A 15,467-nucleotide genomic window follows, 5' to 3' on the forward strand; every position below is an offset into this window, starting at 1 on the left:
TCATTTCGCCATAGCGTTGAGTGACCAGTGACGCGGTTCTCAGGGTGGATGCCCGATCTGGTCACGCTGAGGAGTGTCACCATGCCGTATCCGTGCTCCTGTTCGACTCCGGCCACCTGTCGGTGGCCTGGGATGGGGGTGCGGTCCGCAGTTGGTCCGGCTCCTCGGAGCCGGCCGTTCGCGGTGAGCTGAGTGCGGCAAGTGCCTCGGTGCGGTCCCGCTGGGGTCGCGAGGCGGCAGCGTCGGTGGACGGCGTGGCGTCGGTGGACGGCGTGGCGTCGGCGCGTCCGGCGGCGGTCACCACTGCGGCCAGCCCGGTGGTCAGCGGCACGGCGGCGATCAGACCGAGGGTGGCGACCGCGCTGCGGACGATCTCCTGTGCCAGGAACTCACTGGTGAGGATCTGCCCGATCGGCCGCGAGTCGGCGGTGAGCAGGAGCAGCAGGGGCAGCGACGCGCCCGCGTACGCCAGCACGATGGTGTTGACGGTGGAGGCGATGTGGGCTCGACCGACCCGGGTGGCCGCCCGGTAGAGCTGCAGTCGGGACAGCCCGGGATTCGCGTTCGCCAGCTCGGTGACGGTGGCGGCCTGGGTGACCGTCACGTCGTCGAGCACACCGAGCGACCCGATGATGATCCCGGCGAGCAGCAGACCGTGCAGGTCCACGTCGCCCTGGAACATCGACAGGGTGGTGGCGTCCTCGCTGCCGAAGCCGGTGAGGTGGGTCGCGGCCGTGGCGATGGTGGCGAGGACGCCGGTCAGCACCAGACTGCCCAGCGTGCCGAGCACCGCGACCGACGTCTGTGCGGAGACCCCGTGCGTCAGGTAGAGCACCACGAACATGATCAGGGCCGCGCCGACCACCGCCACCAGCAGTGGTGATCTGCCGGCGCCGATGCCCGGCAGCACGAAGGTGAGCAGGATGGCGAAGCTGGCGGCCAGCCCGGCGAGCGCGGCGAGACCTCGCCACCGACCGAACGCGACGATCGCGGCCGCGAAGACCACCGCCAGCCACACCATCGGGGTACCGCGTTGGTGCTCGGCGATGTTCCAGTTGCTCGTGGTGGGGTCGACCGGGTCGGCCAGCTCGACCAGGATGACCTCGTCGCCGACCTCGACCCGGGGTGCTCCCGGCCCGTCGGGCACCGGCGTCCGCACCTGTTGCCCGGCGGCCGGCCCGTCGTCCACCCGGACGTCGACCGTGCCGCACCGCCCCTCGCCGACCCGCGGGGTGCCCTCGGGCACCGACGGCGCCGGCGGGCACGGCTCGCTCACCACCCGGGTGACCGTGCCGGGGTAGCGCGGCACGTCCGCGTCACCACCGCTCCGCGGTGACTCACCGCGCGGCCAGAGCAGCGCCGCGGCGAGCACGGTGGCGACGAAGAGAGGCACCACGGTCACGACGAGGATCCGTCGCACCCTCGGTGGGGCGGACGGAGCGGAGTGTGTGTGGTTGGCGGCCAAGGTGGGACTCCCAACGATCCGGTGCGGGGTACGGGTCAGCGGGCCGGGCGGTTCACCGTTTCGGTGGAAACGCGGCGGACGGCGGGGCGGATCGCTGCCTGACGACCGCGTGATCACGGACGGTCAGAGCTTGGCCGGGTCGGCCGGGGGCGACGCCACGGCGGAGCGGCGCTGGTGCCCGGCTGCGCAGCGGCATACGGAGGGCCATCGGGGGAGATGCTAGCCAGCCCGGCTGGGGGCCGCAGGTCGTGGAGTGTCGGGTGGCCGATCCGGCCGCGTGGCGGTCGCCGGACCGGCATGTTGGAGCCATGCCCGCTCCGTCACCGCCGGACCCCGGCCACCCGCAACCCACCGGACCCGTGCCACACGACAGGCACGCCGGGCACGACGAGCACGGGCACGACAAGCACGCCGGGCACGATCCGGCGATGTTCCGCCGCCGGTTCTGGGTGTGCCTGGTGTTGACCGTGCCGGTGGTGCTGACCAGTCACCTCGTGGCGGACCGGCTGAACCTGCCCGGGGGCGGCGTCGCCGGTCGGTCCTGGGTGGGCCCGGTGCTCGGCTCGGTGGTGTTCTGGTGGGGCGGTTGGCCGTTCCTGGTCGGTGCGGTCCGGGAGGTGCGGGACCGGGCACCCGGGATGATGCTGCTGGTCGCGATGGCGATCACCGTCGCCTACACCGCGTCCCTGGCGACCAGCGTCGGCGCCTTCGACCTGGACTTCTGGTGGGAGTTGGCCGCGCTCGTCACCATCATGCTGCTCGGGCACTGGCAGGAGATGAAGGCCATCGGGCAGGCCCGGGGGGCCTTGTCGGCGCTTGCCGCGCTGCTGCCGGACGAGGCCGAGCGGGTGACGGCGAACGGGCGGGTCGAGGCGGTGCCGGTGACCGGTCTGCGGGTCGGTGACGTGGTGCTGGTCCGGCCGGGAGGTCGGGTGCCGGCCGACGGTCGGGTCGTCGACGGCGACGCCGAACTGGACGAGTCGATGATCACCGGCGAGTCGCGACCGGTGGCCCGGACGGCGGGCGACCGGGTGGTGGCCGGCACCGTCGCCACCGACTCGGCGATCCGGGTACGCATCGAGGCGCTGGGTGAGCAGACCGCCCTCGCCGGCATCCAGCGGATGGTCGCGCAGGCCCAGGGTTCCGGTGGACGGGCCCAACTGTTGGCCGACCGGTTCGCTGCCGCGCTCTTCTACCTGGCCACCGGCACCGCCGTGCTGACCGTGCTGGTCTGGACCGCGCTCGGTCGGCCGGACGAGGCGGTGGTCCGTGCGGTCACCGTCCTGGTGGTCGCCTGTCCGCACGCGCTGGGTCTCGCCATTCCGCTTGTCGTCGCGCTCTCCACCGCTCTCGCCGCGCGCTCCGGGATCCTGGTCAAGGACCGGTTGGCCCTGGAGCGGATGCGGACCGTCGGCGCGGTGCTCTTCGACAAGACCGGCACGCTGACCCGGGGCGAGCACGGGGTGACCGATGTGGTGACGGAGCCCGGCGTCGAGCGGGGCGAGGTGCTGCGGATCGCGGCGGGCGTCGAGTCGGAGAGCGAGCACCCGTTGGCCCGGGCGATCGTGGCGGCGGCCGGGCCCGCCGGCCCGACTCGGGCCGTCGGCTTCCGGTCGCTGCCGGGTCGGGGAGTGCGGGCGTCCATCGACGGAACGGAGTACGCGGTGGGCGGGCCGGCGCTGCTGCGGGAGTTGGGCCTTCCGCTCCCGGCGCAGGTGCGGGAAGCGACCGGGCGATGGTCGACGCGAGGTGCCGCGGTGCTGTATCTGGTGCGGCTGCCGGAGACCGTGCTCGGCGCGTTCGCGTTGACCGACGAGGTGCGACCGGAGGCCCGGCGTGCCGTTGACGAGCTGCGTGCCGAGGGGGTCCGCACCATCGCCATGATCACTGGTGACGCGCGGCCGGTGGCCGAGGCGGTCGCGGCTGACCTCGGCTTCCGACCCGGTGTCGACGAGGTCTTCGCCGAGGTGCTGCCGGCGGAGAAGGACGACCGGGTGGCCGAACTCCAGCGGCGGGGGTTGGTGGTGGCGATGGTCGGCGACGGGGTGAACGACGCGCCGGCGCTGGCCCGGGCGGATGTGGGCATCGCGATCGGCGCGGGCACCGACGTGGCGATCGAGTCGGCGGCGGTGGTGCTGGCGTCCTCGGACCCGCGCGGGGTGGGGGCCGTGGTCCGGCTGTCCCGGGCGTCGTACCGGAAGATGCGACAGAACCTGGCCTGGGCGGCCGGCTACAACGTGGTGGCACTGCCGCTGGCCGCCGGAGTGCTGGCCTGGGCGGGTGTGGCGTTGAGCCCGGCTCTGGCCGCGGTGCTGATGTCGGCGTCCACGATCGTGGTGGCGCTCAACGCGCAGTTGCTGCGTACGGTCCGTCTCGACCCGGCGTCGGAGTGAGGCCGGTCAGCCGCGCTTCATGAGTCGTCCGACCGCCGCCATCATCTCGGTGGCCATCTCGTCGGCCCGACCCTCGGCGGCGCCCTCGTGCATGCAGTGCCGGGCGTGCCCGTCGAGCAGCCCGAGGGCCACCTTGTCCAGGGCGGCCTGGATCGCGGAGATCTGGGTGAGCACGTCGATGCAGTAGCGGTCGTCGTCGACCATCTTCTCGATGCCCCGGACCTGCCCCTCGACGCGGCGGAGCCGCGCGAGCAGTTGGTCCTTGCTTGCGGTGTATCCGCGGATCGGGGTGGGTGCGGTCATGCCGGCAAGGATAGCGTACCCCCAGGGGGTATGGTACGGTCGCTACCGGATGGGATACCCCCACCCGGTACCCGTAAGGGAGTCGTTCGATGGTCAACACGACGTACCAGGTGCAGGGCATGACCTGTGGGCACTGCGTCAGCGCGGTGAGCGCCGAGGTCGGCGCCATCGAGGGCGTGCGTGACGTCCAGGTCGACCTCGCGGCCGGCCGGGTCACCGTCAGCAGCGAGCAGCCGCTGGACACCGCGGTCGTCCGGGCCGCCGTCGACGAGGCCGGCTACGACCTCGTCGACGCGTGATCGGAGGGCCGGCGTGCGCACGGTGACGAGACTGGCCGGGTTCGCCGTCGGCCTGGTGGCGGTCTTCGGCGCGACCTACGGGATCGGCCGGGTCGTCGACCCCGCCCCGGTCGCCGAGAGCCGGCACGACGACGCCGCCGCCACTCCGACGACCGGCGGGCGGAGCGCAACAGCCGACCGGCTCCCCGGCGGCCTGCTCGTCTCCGAGCGCGGCTACACCCTCGAACCGCTCGACGCCCCGGCCGGCGAGTTCGCCTTCCAGGTCGCCGGCCCGGACGGCCGCCCGGTCACCAGCTACGAGGTGGCTCACGACAAGCAGATGCACCTGATCGTCGCCCGACGGGACCTCTCCGGCTTCCGCCACGTGCACCCCGAGCTGGCCCCGGACGGCACCTGGCGGGTCGACAGCCCGCTCGCCGGCCCCGGGCAGTGGCGGGCGTTCGCCGACTTCACCCCGACCGGGGGCGAGCCGCTGACCCTCGGCGTGGACGTGACCGTCCCCGGCGAGCTGACCGAGCGGCAGTTGCCCGCACCGACGACAAGCGCCACCGTCGACGGCTACACGGTCACCCTGACCGGTGCGCCGCAGCCCGGCCGTACGTCGTCGCTGACCCTTACCGTCAGCCGGGACGGGCAGCCGGTCACCGACCTGGAGCCCTACCTGGGCGCGTACGGGCACCTGGTGGCGCTGCGTCGGGGTGATCTGGCGTACCTGCACGTGCACCCGGACGGGACGCCGGGCGATGGGCGTACCCGGCCCGGCCCGGCCGTCACGTTCCTCGCCGACGTCCCCTCGGCCGGCACTTACCGGCTCTACCTCGACTTCAAGCACGGCGGGCGGGTGCACACCGCCGAATTCACAGTGGTCGCCGGCGCTGCCATGGCCGGGGACGTCGCCACCCCGAGCGGACCCGCACCGACAGGTGGGGCCGACCACGGCACCCCCGGGCACGGACACGACTGACGGGACCAGACGATGACCACCACCAGCAGACCACTGCCCGAGGCACCGAACCGGATCGAACTGGCGATCGGTGGGATGACCTGCGCCGCGTGCGCCGCCCGGATCGAGAAGAAGCTCAACCGGATGGACGGGGTGAGCGCCACCGTCAACTACGCCACCGAGAAGGCGACCGTCCGGTACGCCGACGGCGTCACGCCGGACGACCTGATCGTCACCGTGCAGAAGACCGGTTACACGGCGGCGCTGTCGGCCCCGCCCAGCGCGGAGCCTCCGGTGGATCCGTTGCGGGGCCCGCGTACCCGGCTCTGGGTCTCGGTGGCCCTGAGCGTGCCGGTGGTCCTGCTGGCCATGGTCCCGGCCTGGCAGTTCGACTACTGGCAGTGGCTGTCGCTGACCCTGGCCGCCCCGGTGGTGGTCTGGGGCGGGCTGCCGTTCCACCGGGCCGCCTGGACCAACCTGCGGCACGGCGCGGCAACCATGGACACGCTTGTGTCGCTCGGCACCCTTGCCGCCTTCGGCTGGTCGCTCTGGGCGCTCTTCCTCGGTGACGCGGGGATGCCCGGGATGACGCACCCGTTCCGCTTCGACATCACCCGGACCGACGGCGCCGGGAACATCTACCTGGAGGCGGCGGCCGGGGTCACCGTGTTCATCCTGGCCGGACGCTACTTCGAGGCCCGGTCCAAGCGCACCGCCGGTGCCGCCCTGCGCGCCCTGCTCGACCTGGGCGCCAAGGACGTGGTGGTGCTGCGCGACGGCGTGGAGACCCCGATCCCGGTGGACCGGCTCGCCGTCGGTGACCGGTTCGTGGTCCGCCCCGGGGAGAAGGTCGCCACCGACGGGGTGGTGGACGAGGGCACCTCGGCCGTCGACGCCAGCATGCTCACCGGTGAGTCGGTGCCGGTCGAGGTCGGCCCCGGTGCCGGCGTGGTCGGTGCCACGATCAACGCGGGTGGGCGGCTGATCGTCACCGCGACCCGGGTCGGCGCGGACACCCAGCTCGCCCGGATGGCCGATCTGGTCGAGCAGGCGCAGAGCGGCAAGGCGGCCGCGCAGCGGCTTGCCGACCGGCTCTCCGGTGTCTTCGTGCCGATCGTCATCGCCCTCGCCGTCGGCACGCTCGGCTGGTGGCTCGGCACCGGAGCCGGCCCGACCGCCGCGTTCACCGCCGCCGTGGCCGTGCTGATCATCGCCTGCCCGTGCGCGCTCGGTCTGGCCACGCCGACCGCGCTGCTCGTGGGCACCGGTCGGGGCGCCCAGCTCGGCGTGCTGATCAAGGGGCCGGAGGCGCTGGAGTCGACCCGTCGGGTGGACACCGTCGTGCTCGACAAGACCGGCACCGTGACGACCGGCCGGATGACCCTGGTGGACGTCGTGCCGGCGAGCGGTGTGGACCGGGCCGAACTGCTCCGGCTCGCCGGTGCGGTGGAGGCCGCCTCCGAGCACCCGATCGCGCGTGCCGTCGCCGCCGGGGCGACCGAGGCGGGCACGCTGCCCCCGGTGACCGCCTTCGGCAACCTGGAAGGGCTGGGGGTGACCGGCACGGTCGACGGTCGGGCCGTGCTCGTCGGTCGGGCCCGGCTGCTGCGCGAGCGCGACATCGACGTACCGCCGGAGGTCGAGTGGGCCGTGCGCGACGCGGAGGCTGCCGGCCGTACGGCGATCGTCGCCGGCTGGGACGGGCGGGCCCGTGGCGTGCTCGCGGTCGCCGACGCGGTGCGCCCGAGCAGTCGGGCGGCGGTGGCCCGGCTGCGCGGGCTGGGGCTGACGCCGGTCCTGTTGACCGGTGACAACGCCGCGGTGGCTCGCGCGGTCGCCGCCGAGGTGGGCGTCGACGAGGTGATCGCCGAGGTGCTGCCGGCCGGAAAGGTCGACGTGATCAAGCGGCTCCAGGCCGAGGGGCGGTCGGTGGCGATGGTCGGTGACGGGGTCAACGACGCCCCGGCGCTGGCCCAGGCCGATCTGGGGCTGGCCATGGGCACCGGCACCGACGTGGCGATCGAGGCGGCCGACCTCACCCTCGTCCGGGGCGACCTGGACGCCGCGGTGGACGCCATCCGGTTGTCCCGACGCACGCTCGGCATCATCCGGGGCAACCTGTTCTGGGCGTTCGGTTACAACGTGGCGGCCCTGCCGTTGGCCGCCGCCGGGCTGCTCAACCCGATGATCGCCGGTGCCACGATGGCGCTGTCCTCGGTCTTCGTGGTGGCCAACAGCCTGCGCCTGCGGCGCTTCCGGTCGGCCGCCGCCGATCTGTGACGACGGTAATGGTTGGTGCGGTGACGGCGGGGGTACCTCTGTTGTCGTAGCGACGCTTGCAATGGAGGTTGGCAATGGGATTCGACGACAAGATCAACAACGCCACCGAGGACGCGGCCGGCAAGCTGAAGGAAGGCGCCGGTCGGGCCACCGACAACGAGCAGCTGGAGGCGGAGGGTCGCGCCGACCAGTCCACCGCCAAGCTCAAGCAGGCGGGCGAGAAGATCAAGGACGCCTTCAAGAGCTGACGTACGACGTACCCCGCACGCCGGGCCGGTGATCATCACCGGCCCGGCGTGCTGTGTGTCCGGCCTCTTTCGCCGACCCTGAGATCCCCCTGATTCCGCTTCTCGTCCGCACCGCAGTTCGCCGACACCTGCTAACTTTCCTTGGCATGTGCAAGGGCTGGTTATGAGCGCCGCCTCACCGCCGACCGGCGACGACCTGGTCCGGGTGCTGGCCACCCTGGCCAACCCGCACCGGCTGCGGGTCGTCGCCGCGCTGGCCCGCGAGCGTGCGTACGTCAGCGGGCTGGCCCGGCAACTGGGCATCAGTCGAGCGCTGTTGCAGGTCCACCTACGGAAGCTGGCGGCGGCCGGGCTGGTCACCGCCCGCCTGGAGTTGTCGGAGGACGGGAAGGCCATGAACTACTACGAGGTGGAGCCGTTCGTGCTCACACTCACCCCCGCGGTCATCGCGGCGGCTGTCGAGACGCTGACCGTGCCCGACTCGGGCGAGCAGCCGGGAGCGCAGGAATGAGCGAGCACGACTGGACCGAGGTGGTCGGCGCGATCGGCGTCTTCGCCCTGCTGATCAGCGTGTTCACGGTGAGCGTCGTGCAGCTTGCCAAGACCCGGCGCGCCCGGTACGAGGCGACCCGCGCCGACGACTACCGCCGGCTCGCCGAGACGGCCGCTCAGGCCCAGGCGGAGAACGCCCGACTGCTCACGGCGATGGATGGCCGGCTGGGCGGGATGGAGACCCGGATGACCACGCTGGAACGCGTCCTGCGCGAGGTCGACTGACCCGGGCGGACGGAAGAGACCCCGGGCCGCCGAGCGGCTACTCGACGGCCCGGGTGGAAGCAGCATCACCTCGCCCAGTTGGCGAGTTTCACCTGCAACGCTCCTTCGAGGAGAGGACAGCACCTCATGCTGCGCGTACGCAAATCCGCAGTCGGCTGGGCGGTGGCCCTGGCCCTGACGGCCGCCGGCCTGACCCCGGCGAGCCCGGCCGCCGCCCGAGCGCAGCCCACTGCGCCGATCGACTGGCGGCCCTGCGCCACGGACACCAGCGCCGAGTGCGGCACCCTGTCGCTGCCGGTGGACTGGAACCGACCCGGGGGTGAACGCTTCGACCTGTCGTTGGCCCGCCGGGTCGCGGACCCGGCCACCCGGAAAGGCGCGCTGGTCTTCGGCCCCGGCGGGCCGGGCGACAGCGGCGTCGACCGGGTGGTGAACGGCAGCTCCCGATTCAGCGCCGACCTTCGTGCGCGATTCGACATCGTCAGCTTCGACCCGCGCGGCACCGGCGGCAGCCACCCGGTGGTCTGTGCCCGGGACCTGCTCGCCCGGCAACCGCAACTGATCGCCGACCAGGCGCAGTTCGACGCCACACTTGCCAACAACGCGCTGTTGCGTACCGACTGCCGGGCCCGCACCGGGGCGCTCTACGACCACGTCGACACCACCAGCGCCGCCCGCGATCTGGACGCGGTCCGCGCCGCGCTCGGCGAACGGCAGTTGACCTTCCACGGCAGCTCGTACGGCACCCTGCTCGGGCAGCGGTACGCCGAGCTGTACCCCGACCGGGTCCGGGCCATGGTGCTGGAGGCCACGATGGACCACAGCCTCGGCACCCGCGCCTTCCTGGACACCCAGGCCGCCACAGCGGAGGGCGCGTTCGACGAGTTCGCCGCCTGGTGTGAACGGTCCACGGCCTGTGCCCTGCACGGCCGGGACCTCCGGTCGGTCTGGGCCGGGGTGCAGGTGCGGGCCGAGCGCGGCCTGCTGACCGACCCGAAGCGGCCCGGGGTGGTGCTGACCCCATTCGAATTGAGCCGGCTCACCCACAAGGAGTTCTACGACACCTGGCGGTGGCCGGGCCTGGCCGAGTGGCTGGGCAGGATGGATGCCGCCACCGCCATGCGAAGCGCCGGCCCAACGACCGGCGGCGCCGTGGCTCCGTACCCCTTCGCGGTTTTCTGTCAGGACTGGAGCCTGCCGGTCCGCGACTACCGCGAGTACGTCGGACACCTGCGCCGGGCGGCCCGGCTCGCGCCGGACCTGCGCTACCCGCCGGCGCTGTTCGCCCTGGTCACCTGCCTGGGTGCCCCGACGCCGGTGGCCAACCCGCAGCATCGGCTACGGGTCCACACCGAGGTGCCGCTGCTGCTCGCCGCCACGGTGCACGACCCGGCCACCGGCTACGACTGGGCGCACAACGTGGCGCGACAGTTGGGCCGGCACGGCGCGCTGCTCACCTATGACGGGTGGGGACACGGCAGCTACACCAGCAGCCCGTGCGTGCAACGAATCGTCGACTCGTACCTGATCGACCGGGTGGTGCCCGCCCGGGGTGCGAGCTGTCCGGCCGTCGAACCCGAGGTGTGATCGCGCCACCGGCCCCGGGTGGTCCGCGCCGCCCAGGGCCGGTTCAGCGGCGTCGGGTGGCGCGGACGACCACGTCGTACAGCGGGGCCTCCCGGCCCGGCACCGTGCGACGGTGCTCCTCGGCGGTGACGATCTCCCAGGTGCTGCCGCCCAGGGCGGCGGTGATGTCCGCGAGGGTGACCGATGCCTCGTCCGGTGGGTGGTGCCCCGGCCCGTGCCCGTGCCCGTGCCCGTGCGCGGGGGCTGCCGCGGTGTGCAGGTGCCCGACGATCAGCAGGGTCCCGCCGGGTGCCACCCATCCGGCGATGCGGTCGTAGAAGGCCAACTGCGGCATCGCGGGGTGCGCGTAGTGCGTCGTGACCAGGTCGAACCGTGCCTCCGGAACCCAGGCCGTCAGGTCCGCCTCCACCCACCGCACGCGCTCGGACACCCCGCTCTCCGTTGCGCGTTCGGCGGCTCGGGCCAGGGCGACGGGTGCGATGTCGACAGCGGTGACCTGCCAGCCGTGGGCGGCGAGCCAGATCGCCTCGGCGCCGGCGCCGCACCCGGCGTCCAGCGCCGAGCCCGGCACCAGATCGCCGGTCTCGCTGGCCAGGTACGGGTGTGCGGGACTCGTGCTCATCGCGCCGGGACGGTCGTGCTGTGCCTGGTGCCAGTGCCGCTCCCAGTAGCCCTTGTCGAACTCGTGCTGCTCGGTCATCTGTGCCTGCTCCTTCGCGCGTCGCCCACGACTGTGACCGGCGACCGGCCGATGCGCAAAGATTGTTGCCAAAACGGCAAGGCGATGTCCCTCAGCCCTGCCCGGTCAGCCGAGCCGCCCGCACCTCCAGGTAGCGCTGCTCGGGCCGGCTCGTGGTGCCCCGTGCGGCGGCCAGGTACGCCTCCCGCGCCGCACCGCGCTCCCCGGCCAGCTCCAACAGGTGGGCCCGGACGGCTGCCAGCCGGTGGTGCCCGGCCGTGCGTTCGTCGGCGTCCAACGCTGTGAGCAGGTCGAGCCCGGCCCGGGGCCCGTCGACCATGGCCACCGCCACCGCCTGGTTCAGGGTGACCATCGGGTTCGGCGCGATCCGGGCCAGCAGTCGGTAGAGCGCGACGATCTGCGGCCAGTCCGTCTCGCCCGCCGTCGGCGCCTCCGCGTGCACCGCGGCGATCGCCGCCTGGAGCTGGTACGGGCCGGGCGGCGACCAGGTCAACGCCTCGGTGATCAGCGCGACCCCCTCGGCGATGGCGGCGGCGTCCCAGCGCGAGCGGTCCTGCTCGGCCAGCGGCACCAACTCGCCGTCCGGCCCCACCCGGGCCGCCCGGTGCGCGTCGGTCAGCAGCATCAACGCCAGCAGCCCGGCCACCTCACCGTCGTCCGGCAGCAGCCCGCGCAGGATGCGCGCCAGCCGGATCGCCTCACCTGTCAACTCGGCCCGGCGCAGGTCCGGACCACTTGACGCGGTGTAACCCTCGTTGAAGATCAGGTAGAGCACCCGCAGCACCGTGCCCAGCCGCTCGTCCCGCTCGGCCGGCCCCGGCATGGTGAACCGGGCCCCGGCGGCCTCGATCCGCTGCTTGGCCCGCCGGATCCGTTGACTCATCGTCGCCTCGGGCAGCAGGTGCGCCCGGGCGATCTGGGCCGTGCTGAGGCCGCCGACCGCCCGCAGGGTCAGCGCCACCTGCGCCGACCCGGGCAGCGCCGGGTGGCAGCAGAGTAACAGCAGGGTGAGGGTGTCGTCGTCGGACGGAACGGCGGGCTCCGCATCCGCCGCCGGTGCCACCCCGGCGTACGCCGGCTCGCGCCGCGCCACCGCCACCTCGCGGTCCCGGCGCGCGCTCTCGCTGCGCCACTCGTCGGTGAGCCGGCGGGTGGCCACAGTGAGCAACCAGGCGCGCGGATTGTCCGGTACGCCCTGACCCGGCCACTGCGTCGCGGCGGCGAGCAGCGCCTCCTGGACCGCGTCCTCGCACCTGTCGAACTGTCCGTGCCGGCGGACCAGCAGGCCGAGGACCTGCGGCGCGACCGTGCGCAGCAGATCCTCGACCGTCCGGTCCCCGGTCACATCTCCGTCCCGGCCTCGTCCATGATCGGGCGGACCTCCATCGCCCCGCCGTACCGGACGTCCGGCCAGCGGGCGGCGATCTCGGCGGCCCGCTGCGGGCTGTCGCAGTCGACGGCCAGGTAACCGGCGAACTGCTCCTTGCTCTCCATGAACGGGCCGTCGAGGACCTCGGGGGCGCCGTCCACGAGCCGGACCGTCAACGTCTGCGACGGATTCGCCAACGCCTGACCGCCGATCAACTCGCCGGTCTCGGCCAGCTCCTTCATGATCTCGTCGACCTCGCCGAAGAGGGCGGTGCGGTCCTGCTCGGTCAGCTCCTCGGTGAAGCCGGGCCGGTTCCAGATCAGCAGCATGTACTTCACGGCGATACTCCTCAGGCTCTCTGGTCGCACCCCGACCGGGGCGCGACTCACCGAAGGGTCGGAGCCGTTCCCCCGATCCCTACCGCGTACCGAAGAAAAACCCAGAAACCTGCGCGGGAGGTGGTCCCACGCCGGATGGTTCAGCGCTGATCGGGTCGGCCGCGCACCTGCCGGGGCTTCCGACCTCCGCCGACGTCGAGCGACGCCCGGTCGGCGGCCGAGGCACCGGACGACCAGCCCTCGGCGTCGCGCACGCTGAGCCGGTGCCGGGTGACGCCGGGGAAGAGCGTGTCCAACCGCTCCCGGACCGCCTCGCCCCGCGCCGCGAGCACCGGCAACAGCCGCTCCGCCCCGGTCGTCTCGGCCGCCGCCTGGTCCGCCGCGTCGGTGGCCGCGTCGGTGGCCGCCCGCAGCCGCTCGCCGATCCGCAGCGCGAACGCGTTGAGGAAGGACTCGTCCCAGACCTTCGTCCGCCGCCCCGAGCCCGGCCGCCGCTCGGCACGCCCCCGCAGCATCGCCGCCGTCGCCTGCACCAGCAGCGACGTGTAGAGCAACTCGACCGCCACCAGATCGGCCGGCCAGCCCAGCACGGTGGCGAAGCCCAGATCGTCGGACCAGACCGCCTCGCACCTGTTCGCCGCCGCCACCTCCTGCACCAGCAGCGCCTTCGCGCCCGCGTACGGGCTGTCGGTGCCCAGGCGCACCCCGCCGGGCAGGTCCCCGCGCTCCGCCCCGGCGGCCAGCAGCGCCTCGTCGATGCTGTGCCTGGCGATCAACTCCTGGGCCTTCCCGGTCAGCGCCTCCGCCTCCGCCGGGAAGGTGGTCGACTCGGCCTTGGCCAGCAGCGCGCGTACCCGGTCCAACATCGGTGACCCGCTGCGCGCCGTGCCCGCCGTGCGGGGCAGTGCCGCGCCGGCCACGCCCGGCGGCGGGCGCAGCACCGCGATCGGCGGCAGGCTCTCCAGCAGCGCGAGGGTGTCCACTGCCGCGCGGAGGGCGTCGACCCGGTCCAGGCCGTCCCGGGTGGCCCAGCCGGTCAGCACGTCTCCGTCGGCACCGCCCCCGGTCACCCCCAGCTCGCGGAGTTGGTCGTCCCACCAGGCGGGGACCGGCTCGGCCTGGCCGCGCCGCTGGACGGCCATCGCGTCGCGGACCAGCCGGGCCGCGCTCACGCCGAGGCGACGAGCGGTGATCCGCTCCACGTCGACCGGCTGCCAACCGCGCGGCCACAGCCGTACCAGAGCGCGGACCAGGCGACGCAGCAACGCCGCGTCCACCGCAGTGGTGCCGTCCGCGGCGCCGGTGCCGACCATCAGGTGGTCAAGCTGCCGTTCGGCCTGTCGTACGTCAGTGCCGCGCACCGCCGCGAGCGCGTTTGCGACGAGTTCGTCCGCGTCCGACACGGGCACCTCCTACTCGGGATCTGGCTGTCGCTGCCTCCAGGCTGCATGATCATGCCCCCCAAGCCCCGACAGAACCCAAACCCCACCCCAAACCCAACCCCCACCCCAACCCCCAACCCCCAACCCCCGAGGTGGTGATCAAGAGGTTTGCGTCACCAGAGGACGGATCCTTGACGCAAAGCTCTTGATCACCGCGGCGAGGGCGAGGTGCGGTGCGGCCAGCCGGGCAGGATCTGCTGGATTGGTAGGAGGTCCTTCTCCGGGTTCGGTGCCGGGGCTGGGCGGGCGGTCGGGGTGCGGGCGAAGCGGGGTGCGGGGGCCGGCTGGACCTCGCCGCCGACCTCGACGAAGGTGCCCCGGGCGGCGTTGTGCGGGTGCTCGTGCGCCTCACCTGGGGCGAGCACCGGCGCGACGCAGGCGTCCAGGTCGGCGAAGACCGCCGTCCACTCGTCCCGGGTGCGCTCGGCGAACCGCTCGGTGAACCGGCGGCGCAGCTCGTCCCAGCCGCTCGGGTCGTACTGGGCGGGCAGGTCCGGGTCGTCGGCAAGGTCCAGGCCAGCAAGGAGTACGGCGTAGAAGGCCGGTTCCATCGCACCGACGGCCATGAATCCACCGTCGGAGGTGGCGTAGGTGTCGTAGAAGGGCGCGCCGCCGTCGAACACGTTGCGCCCACGCGGGGCGGCCCACATGCCGGAGCCGAGCAGCCCGTGCAGGAACGAGGTGAGCAGGGCCGAGCCGTCCACCATCGCCGCGTCGATCACCTGGCCGAGGCCGGAGCGTTCCCGCTCCAGCAGCGCGGCGAGCACACCGACAGCGAGCAGCATGCCGCCGCCACCGAAGTCGGCGAGCAGGTTCATCGGCGCGTACGGGCGCTCGCCGGCCCGTCCCAACGGCTCCAACGCCCCGGCCACCGCGATGTAGTCGATGTCGTGCCCGGCTCGGGCCGCCAGCGGGCCTTCCTGACCCCAGCCGGTCATCCGCGCGTAGACCAGCCGGGGGTTGCGGGCCTGGCACACCTCCGGCCCGAAGCCGAGTCGCTCGGCCACCCCCGGCCGGTACGCCTCGACGAGCACGTCCGCCCGCTCGACGAGGCGCAGCAGGTCCGCCACCCCGGCCGGGGACTTCAGGTCCAGTGCGGTGACCCGCCGTCCGCGCTGCAACGGCCCGCTCGTCGGCGCGGCCAGCCGGCCCGCACCCGGAGCGCCCGGCCGGTCGACCCGCACCACGTCCGCTCCGAGGTCGGCGAGCACCATGCAGCCGAACGGCGCCGGGGCGAGGCTGGCCAGCTCGACGACCCGCACCCCGGCGAGCGGCCCGCCCCGTGCCGGTGGACCAGACGCACCGCGCGCCGGTGTGTCCGAC

15 protein-coding genes are annotated in these 15,467 nt (G+C 73.4%); 8 read left to right on the top strand and 7 right to left on the bottom strand.

The window, feature by feature from the left end; all coding sequences use genetic code 11:
- Positions 1–76: 76 nt before the first annotated feature.
- Positions 77–1,465: a YibE/F family protein gene (locus AB0C15_RS25500; protein ID WP_357355917.1), complete on the bottom strand. Its 1,389-nt coding sequence runs from the start codon at positions 1,463–1,465 to the stop codon at positions 77–79.
- Between the two features lie 308 nt (positions 1,466–1,773).
- Here AB0C15_RS25500 and AB0C15_RS25505 point away from each other — a divergent pair, with 308 nt between their 5' ends.
- Positions 1,774–3,858 carry a copper-translocating P-type ATPase gene (locus tag AB0C15_RS25505; RefSeq protein WP_357355919.1) on the top strand — a complete coding sequence of 695 codons (2,085 nt, stop codon included), beginning with the start codon at positions 1,774–1,776 and terminating at the stop codon, positions 3,856–3,858.
- Positions 3,859–3,864: 6 nt separating this feature from the next.
- On the opposite strand, the gene AB0C15_RS25510 is transcribed toward AB0C15_RS25505, so the two are convergent.
- Entirely contained in the window at positions 3,865–4,161 is a 297-nt protein-coding gene (locus tag AB0C15_RS25510; protein WP_030329541.1) for a metal-sensitive transcriptional regulator, read from the bottom strand.
- Positions 4,162–4,250: 89 nt separating this feature from the next.
- Here AB0C15_RS25510 and AB0C15_RS25515 point away from each other — a divergent pair, with 89 nt between their 5' ends.
- The 7 genes from AB0C15_RS25515 (at position 4,251) to AB0C15_RS25545 (ending at position 10,295) form a co-directional block, all read left to right on the top strand.
- Positions 4,251–4,460, top strand: a complete 210-nt coding sequence (locus AB0C15_RS25515; protein WP_357355921.1) for a copper ion binding protein — start codon at positions 4,251–4,253, stop codon at positions 4,458–4,460.
- Positions 4,461–4,473: 13 nt separating this feature from the next.
- Positions 4,474–5,424, top strand: coding sequence for a hypothetical protein (locus tag AB0C15_RS25520; RefSeq protein WP_357355923.1), 951 nt, complete (start codon positions 4,474–4,476; stop codon positions 5,422–5,424).
- Between the two features lie 12 nt (positions 5,425–5,436).
- Positions 5,437–7,683 carry a heavy metal translocating P-type ATPase gene (locus tag AB0C15_RS25525; protein WP_357355925.1) on the top strand — a complete coding sequence of 749 codons (2,247 nt, stop codon included), beginning with the start codon at positions 5,437–5,439 and terminating at the stop codon, positions 7,681–7,683.
- Positions 7,684–7,757: 74 nt separating this feature from the next.
- Positions 7,758–7,931, top strand: coding sequence for a CsbD family protein (locus AB0C15_RS25530; RefSeq protein ID WP_088986618.1), 174 nt, complete (start codon positions 7,758–7,760; stop codon positions 7,929–7,931).
- Between the two features lie 163 nt (positions 7,932–8,094).
- On the top strand, positions 8,095–8,442 hold the full coding sequence (locus AB0C15_RS25535; RefSeq protein WP_357355928.1) for a helix-turn-helix domain-containing protein: 348 nt from the start codon (positions 8,095–8,097) through the stop codon (positions 8,440–8,442).
- Positions 8,439–8,708, top strand: a complete 270-nt coding sequence (locus tag AB0C15_RS25540) for a hypothetical protein (protein WP_357355930.1) — start codon at positions 8,439–8,441, stop codon at positions 8,706–8,708. Before AB0C15_RS25535 ends, AB0C15_RS25540 begins: the two co-directional genes overlap by 4 nt.
- A 126-nt stretch (positions 8,709–8,834) precedes the next feature.
- Positions 8,835–10,295 carry an alpha/beta hydrolase gene (locus AB0C15_RS25545; protein ID WP_357355931.1) on the top strand — a complete coding sequence of 487 codons (1,461 nt, stop codon included), beginning with the start codon at positions 8,835–8,837 and terminating at the stop codon, positions 10,293–10,295.
- Between the two features lie 43 nt (positions 10,296–10,338).
- On the opposite strand, the gene AB0C15_RS25550 is transcribed toward AB0C15_RS25545, so the two are convergent.
- From AB0C15_RS25550 to AB0C15_RS25570, 5 genes are all read right to left on the bottom strand, one after another.
- Positions 10,339–10,995: a class I SAM-dependent methyltransferase gene (locus AB0C15_RS25550; protein WP_357355933.1), complete on the bottom strand. Its 657-nt coding sequence runs from the start codon at positions 10,993–10,995 to the stop codon at positions 10,339–10,341.
- 91 nt (positions 10,996–11,086) lie between these two features.
- Entirely contained in the window at positions 11,087–12,340 is a 1,254-nt protein-coding gene (locus AB0C15_RS25555; protein WP_357355935.1) for a DUF6596 domain-containing protein, read from the bottom strand.
- Positions 12,337–12,693, bottom strand: a complete 357-nt coding sequence (locus tag AB0C15_RS25560) for a YciI family protein (protein WP_357355976.1) — start codon at positions 12,691–12,693, stop codon at positions 12,337–12,339. The genes AB0C15_RS25555 and AB0C15_RS25560 overlap by 4 nt, the downstream gene beginning before the upstream one ends.
- A 149-nt stretch (positions 12,694–12,842) precedes the next feature.
- Positions 12,843–14,105, bottom strand: a complete 1,263-nt coding sequence (locus AB0C15_RS25565) for a DUF2786 domain-containing protein (protein ID WP_357355937.1) — start codon at positions 14,103–14,105, stop codon at positions 12,843–12,845.
- Positions 14,106–14,293: 188 nt separating this feature from the next.
- Positions 14,294–15,406 carry a CaiB/BaiF CoA-transferase family protein gene (locus AB0C15_RS25570; RefSeq protein WP_357355939.1) on the bottom strand — a complete coding sequence of 371 codons (1,113 nt, stop codon included), beginning with the start codon at positions 15,404–15,406 and terminating at the stop codon, positions 14,294–14,296.
- Positions 15,407–15,467 lie beyond the last annotated feature (61 nt).

Origin of the sequence: Micromonospora sp. NPDC048835 (assembly GCF_040649995.1) — a bacterium.
Lineage (GTDB): Bacteria > Actinomycetota > Actinomycetes > Mycobacteriales > Micromonosporaceae > Micromonospora.

Excerpts from the sequence above, each read along its gene's own strand:
- AB0C15_RS25540 (WP_357355930.1), top strand. The coding sequence starts at position 8,439 with ATGAGCGAGCACGACTGGACCGAGGTGGTCGGCGCGATCGGCGTCTTC.
- AB0C15_RS25550 (WP_357355933.1), bottom strand. The coding sequence starts at position 10,995 with ATGACCGAGCAGCACGAGTTCGACAAGGGCTACTGGGAGCGGCACTGG.
- AB0C15_RS25560 (WP_357355976.1), bottom strand. The coding sequence starts at position 12,693 with ATGCTGCTGATCTGGAACCGGCCCGGCTTCACCGAGGAGCTGACCGAG.
- AB0C15_RS25505 (WP_357355919.1), top strand. The coding sequence starts at position 1,774 with ATGCCCGCTCCGTCACCGCCGGACCCCGGCCACCCGCAACCCACCGGA.
- AB0C15_RS25510 (WP_030329541.1), bottom strand. The coding sequence starts at position 4,161 with ATGACCGCACCCACCCCGATCCGCGGATACACCGCAAGCAAGGACCAA.
- AB0C15_RS25530 (WP_088986618.1), top strand. The coding sequence starts at position 7,758 with ATGGGATTCGACGACAAGATCAACAACGCCACCGAGGACGCGGCCGGC.
- AB0C15_RS25545 (WP_357355931.1), top strand. The coding sequence starts at position 8,835 with ATGCTGCGCGTACGCAAATCCGCAGTCGGCTGGGCGGTGGCCCTGGCC.
- AB0C15_RS25525 (WP_357355925.1), top strand. The coding sequence starts at position 5,437 with ATGACCACCACCAGCAGACCACTGCCCGAGGCACCGAACCGGATCGAA.
- AB0C15_RS25535 (WP_357355928.1), top strand. The coding sequence starts at position 8,095 with ATGAGCGCCGCCTCACCGCCGACCGGCGACGACCTGGTCCGGGTGCTG.
- AB0C15_RS25515 (WP_357355921.1), top strand. The coding sequence starts at position 4,251 with ATGGTCAACACGACGTACCAGGTGCAGGGCATGACCTGTGGGCACTGC.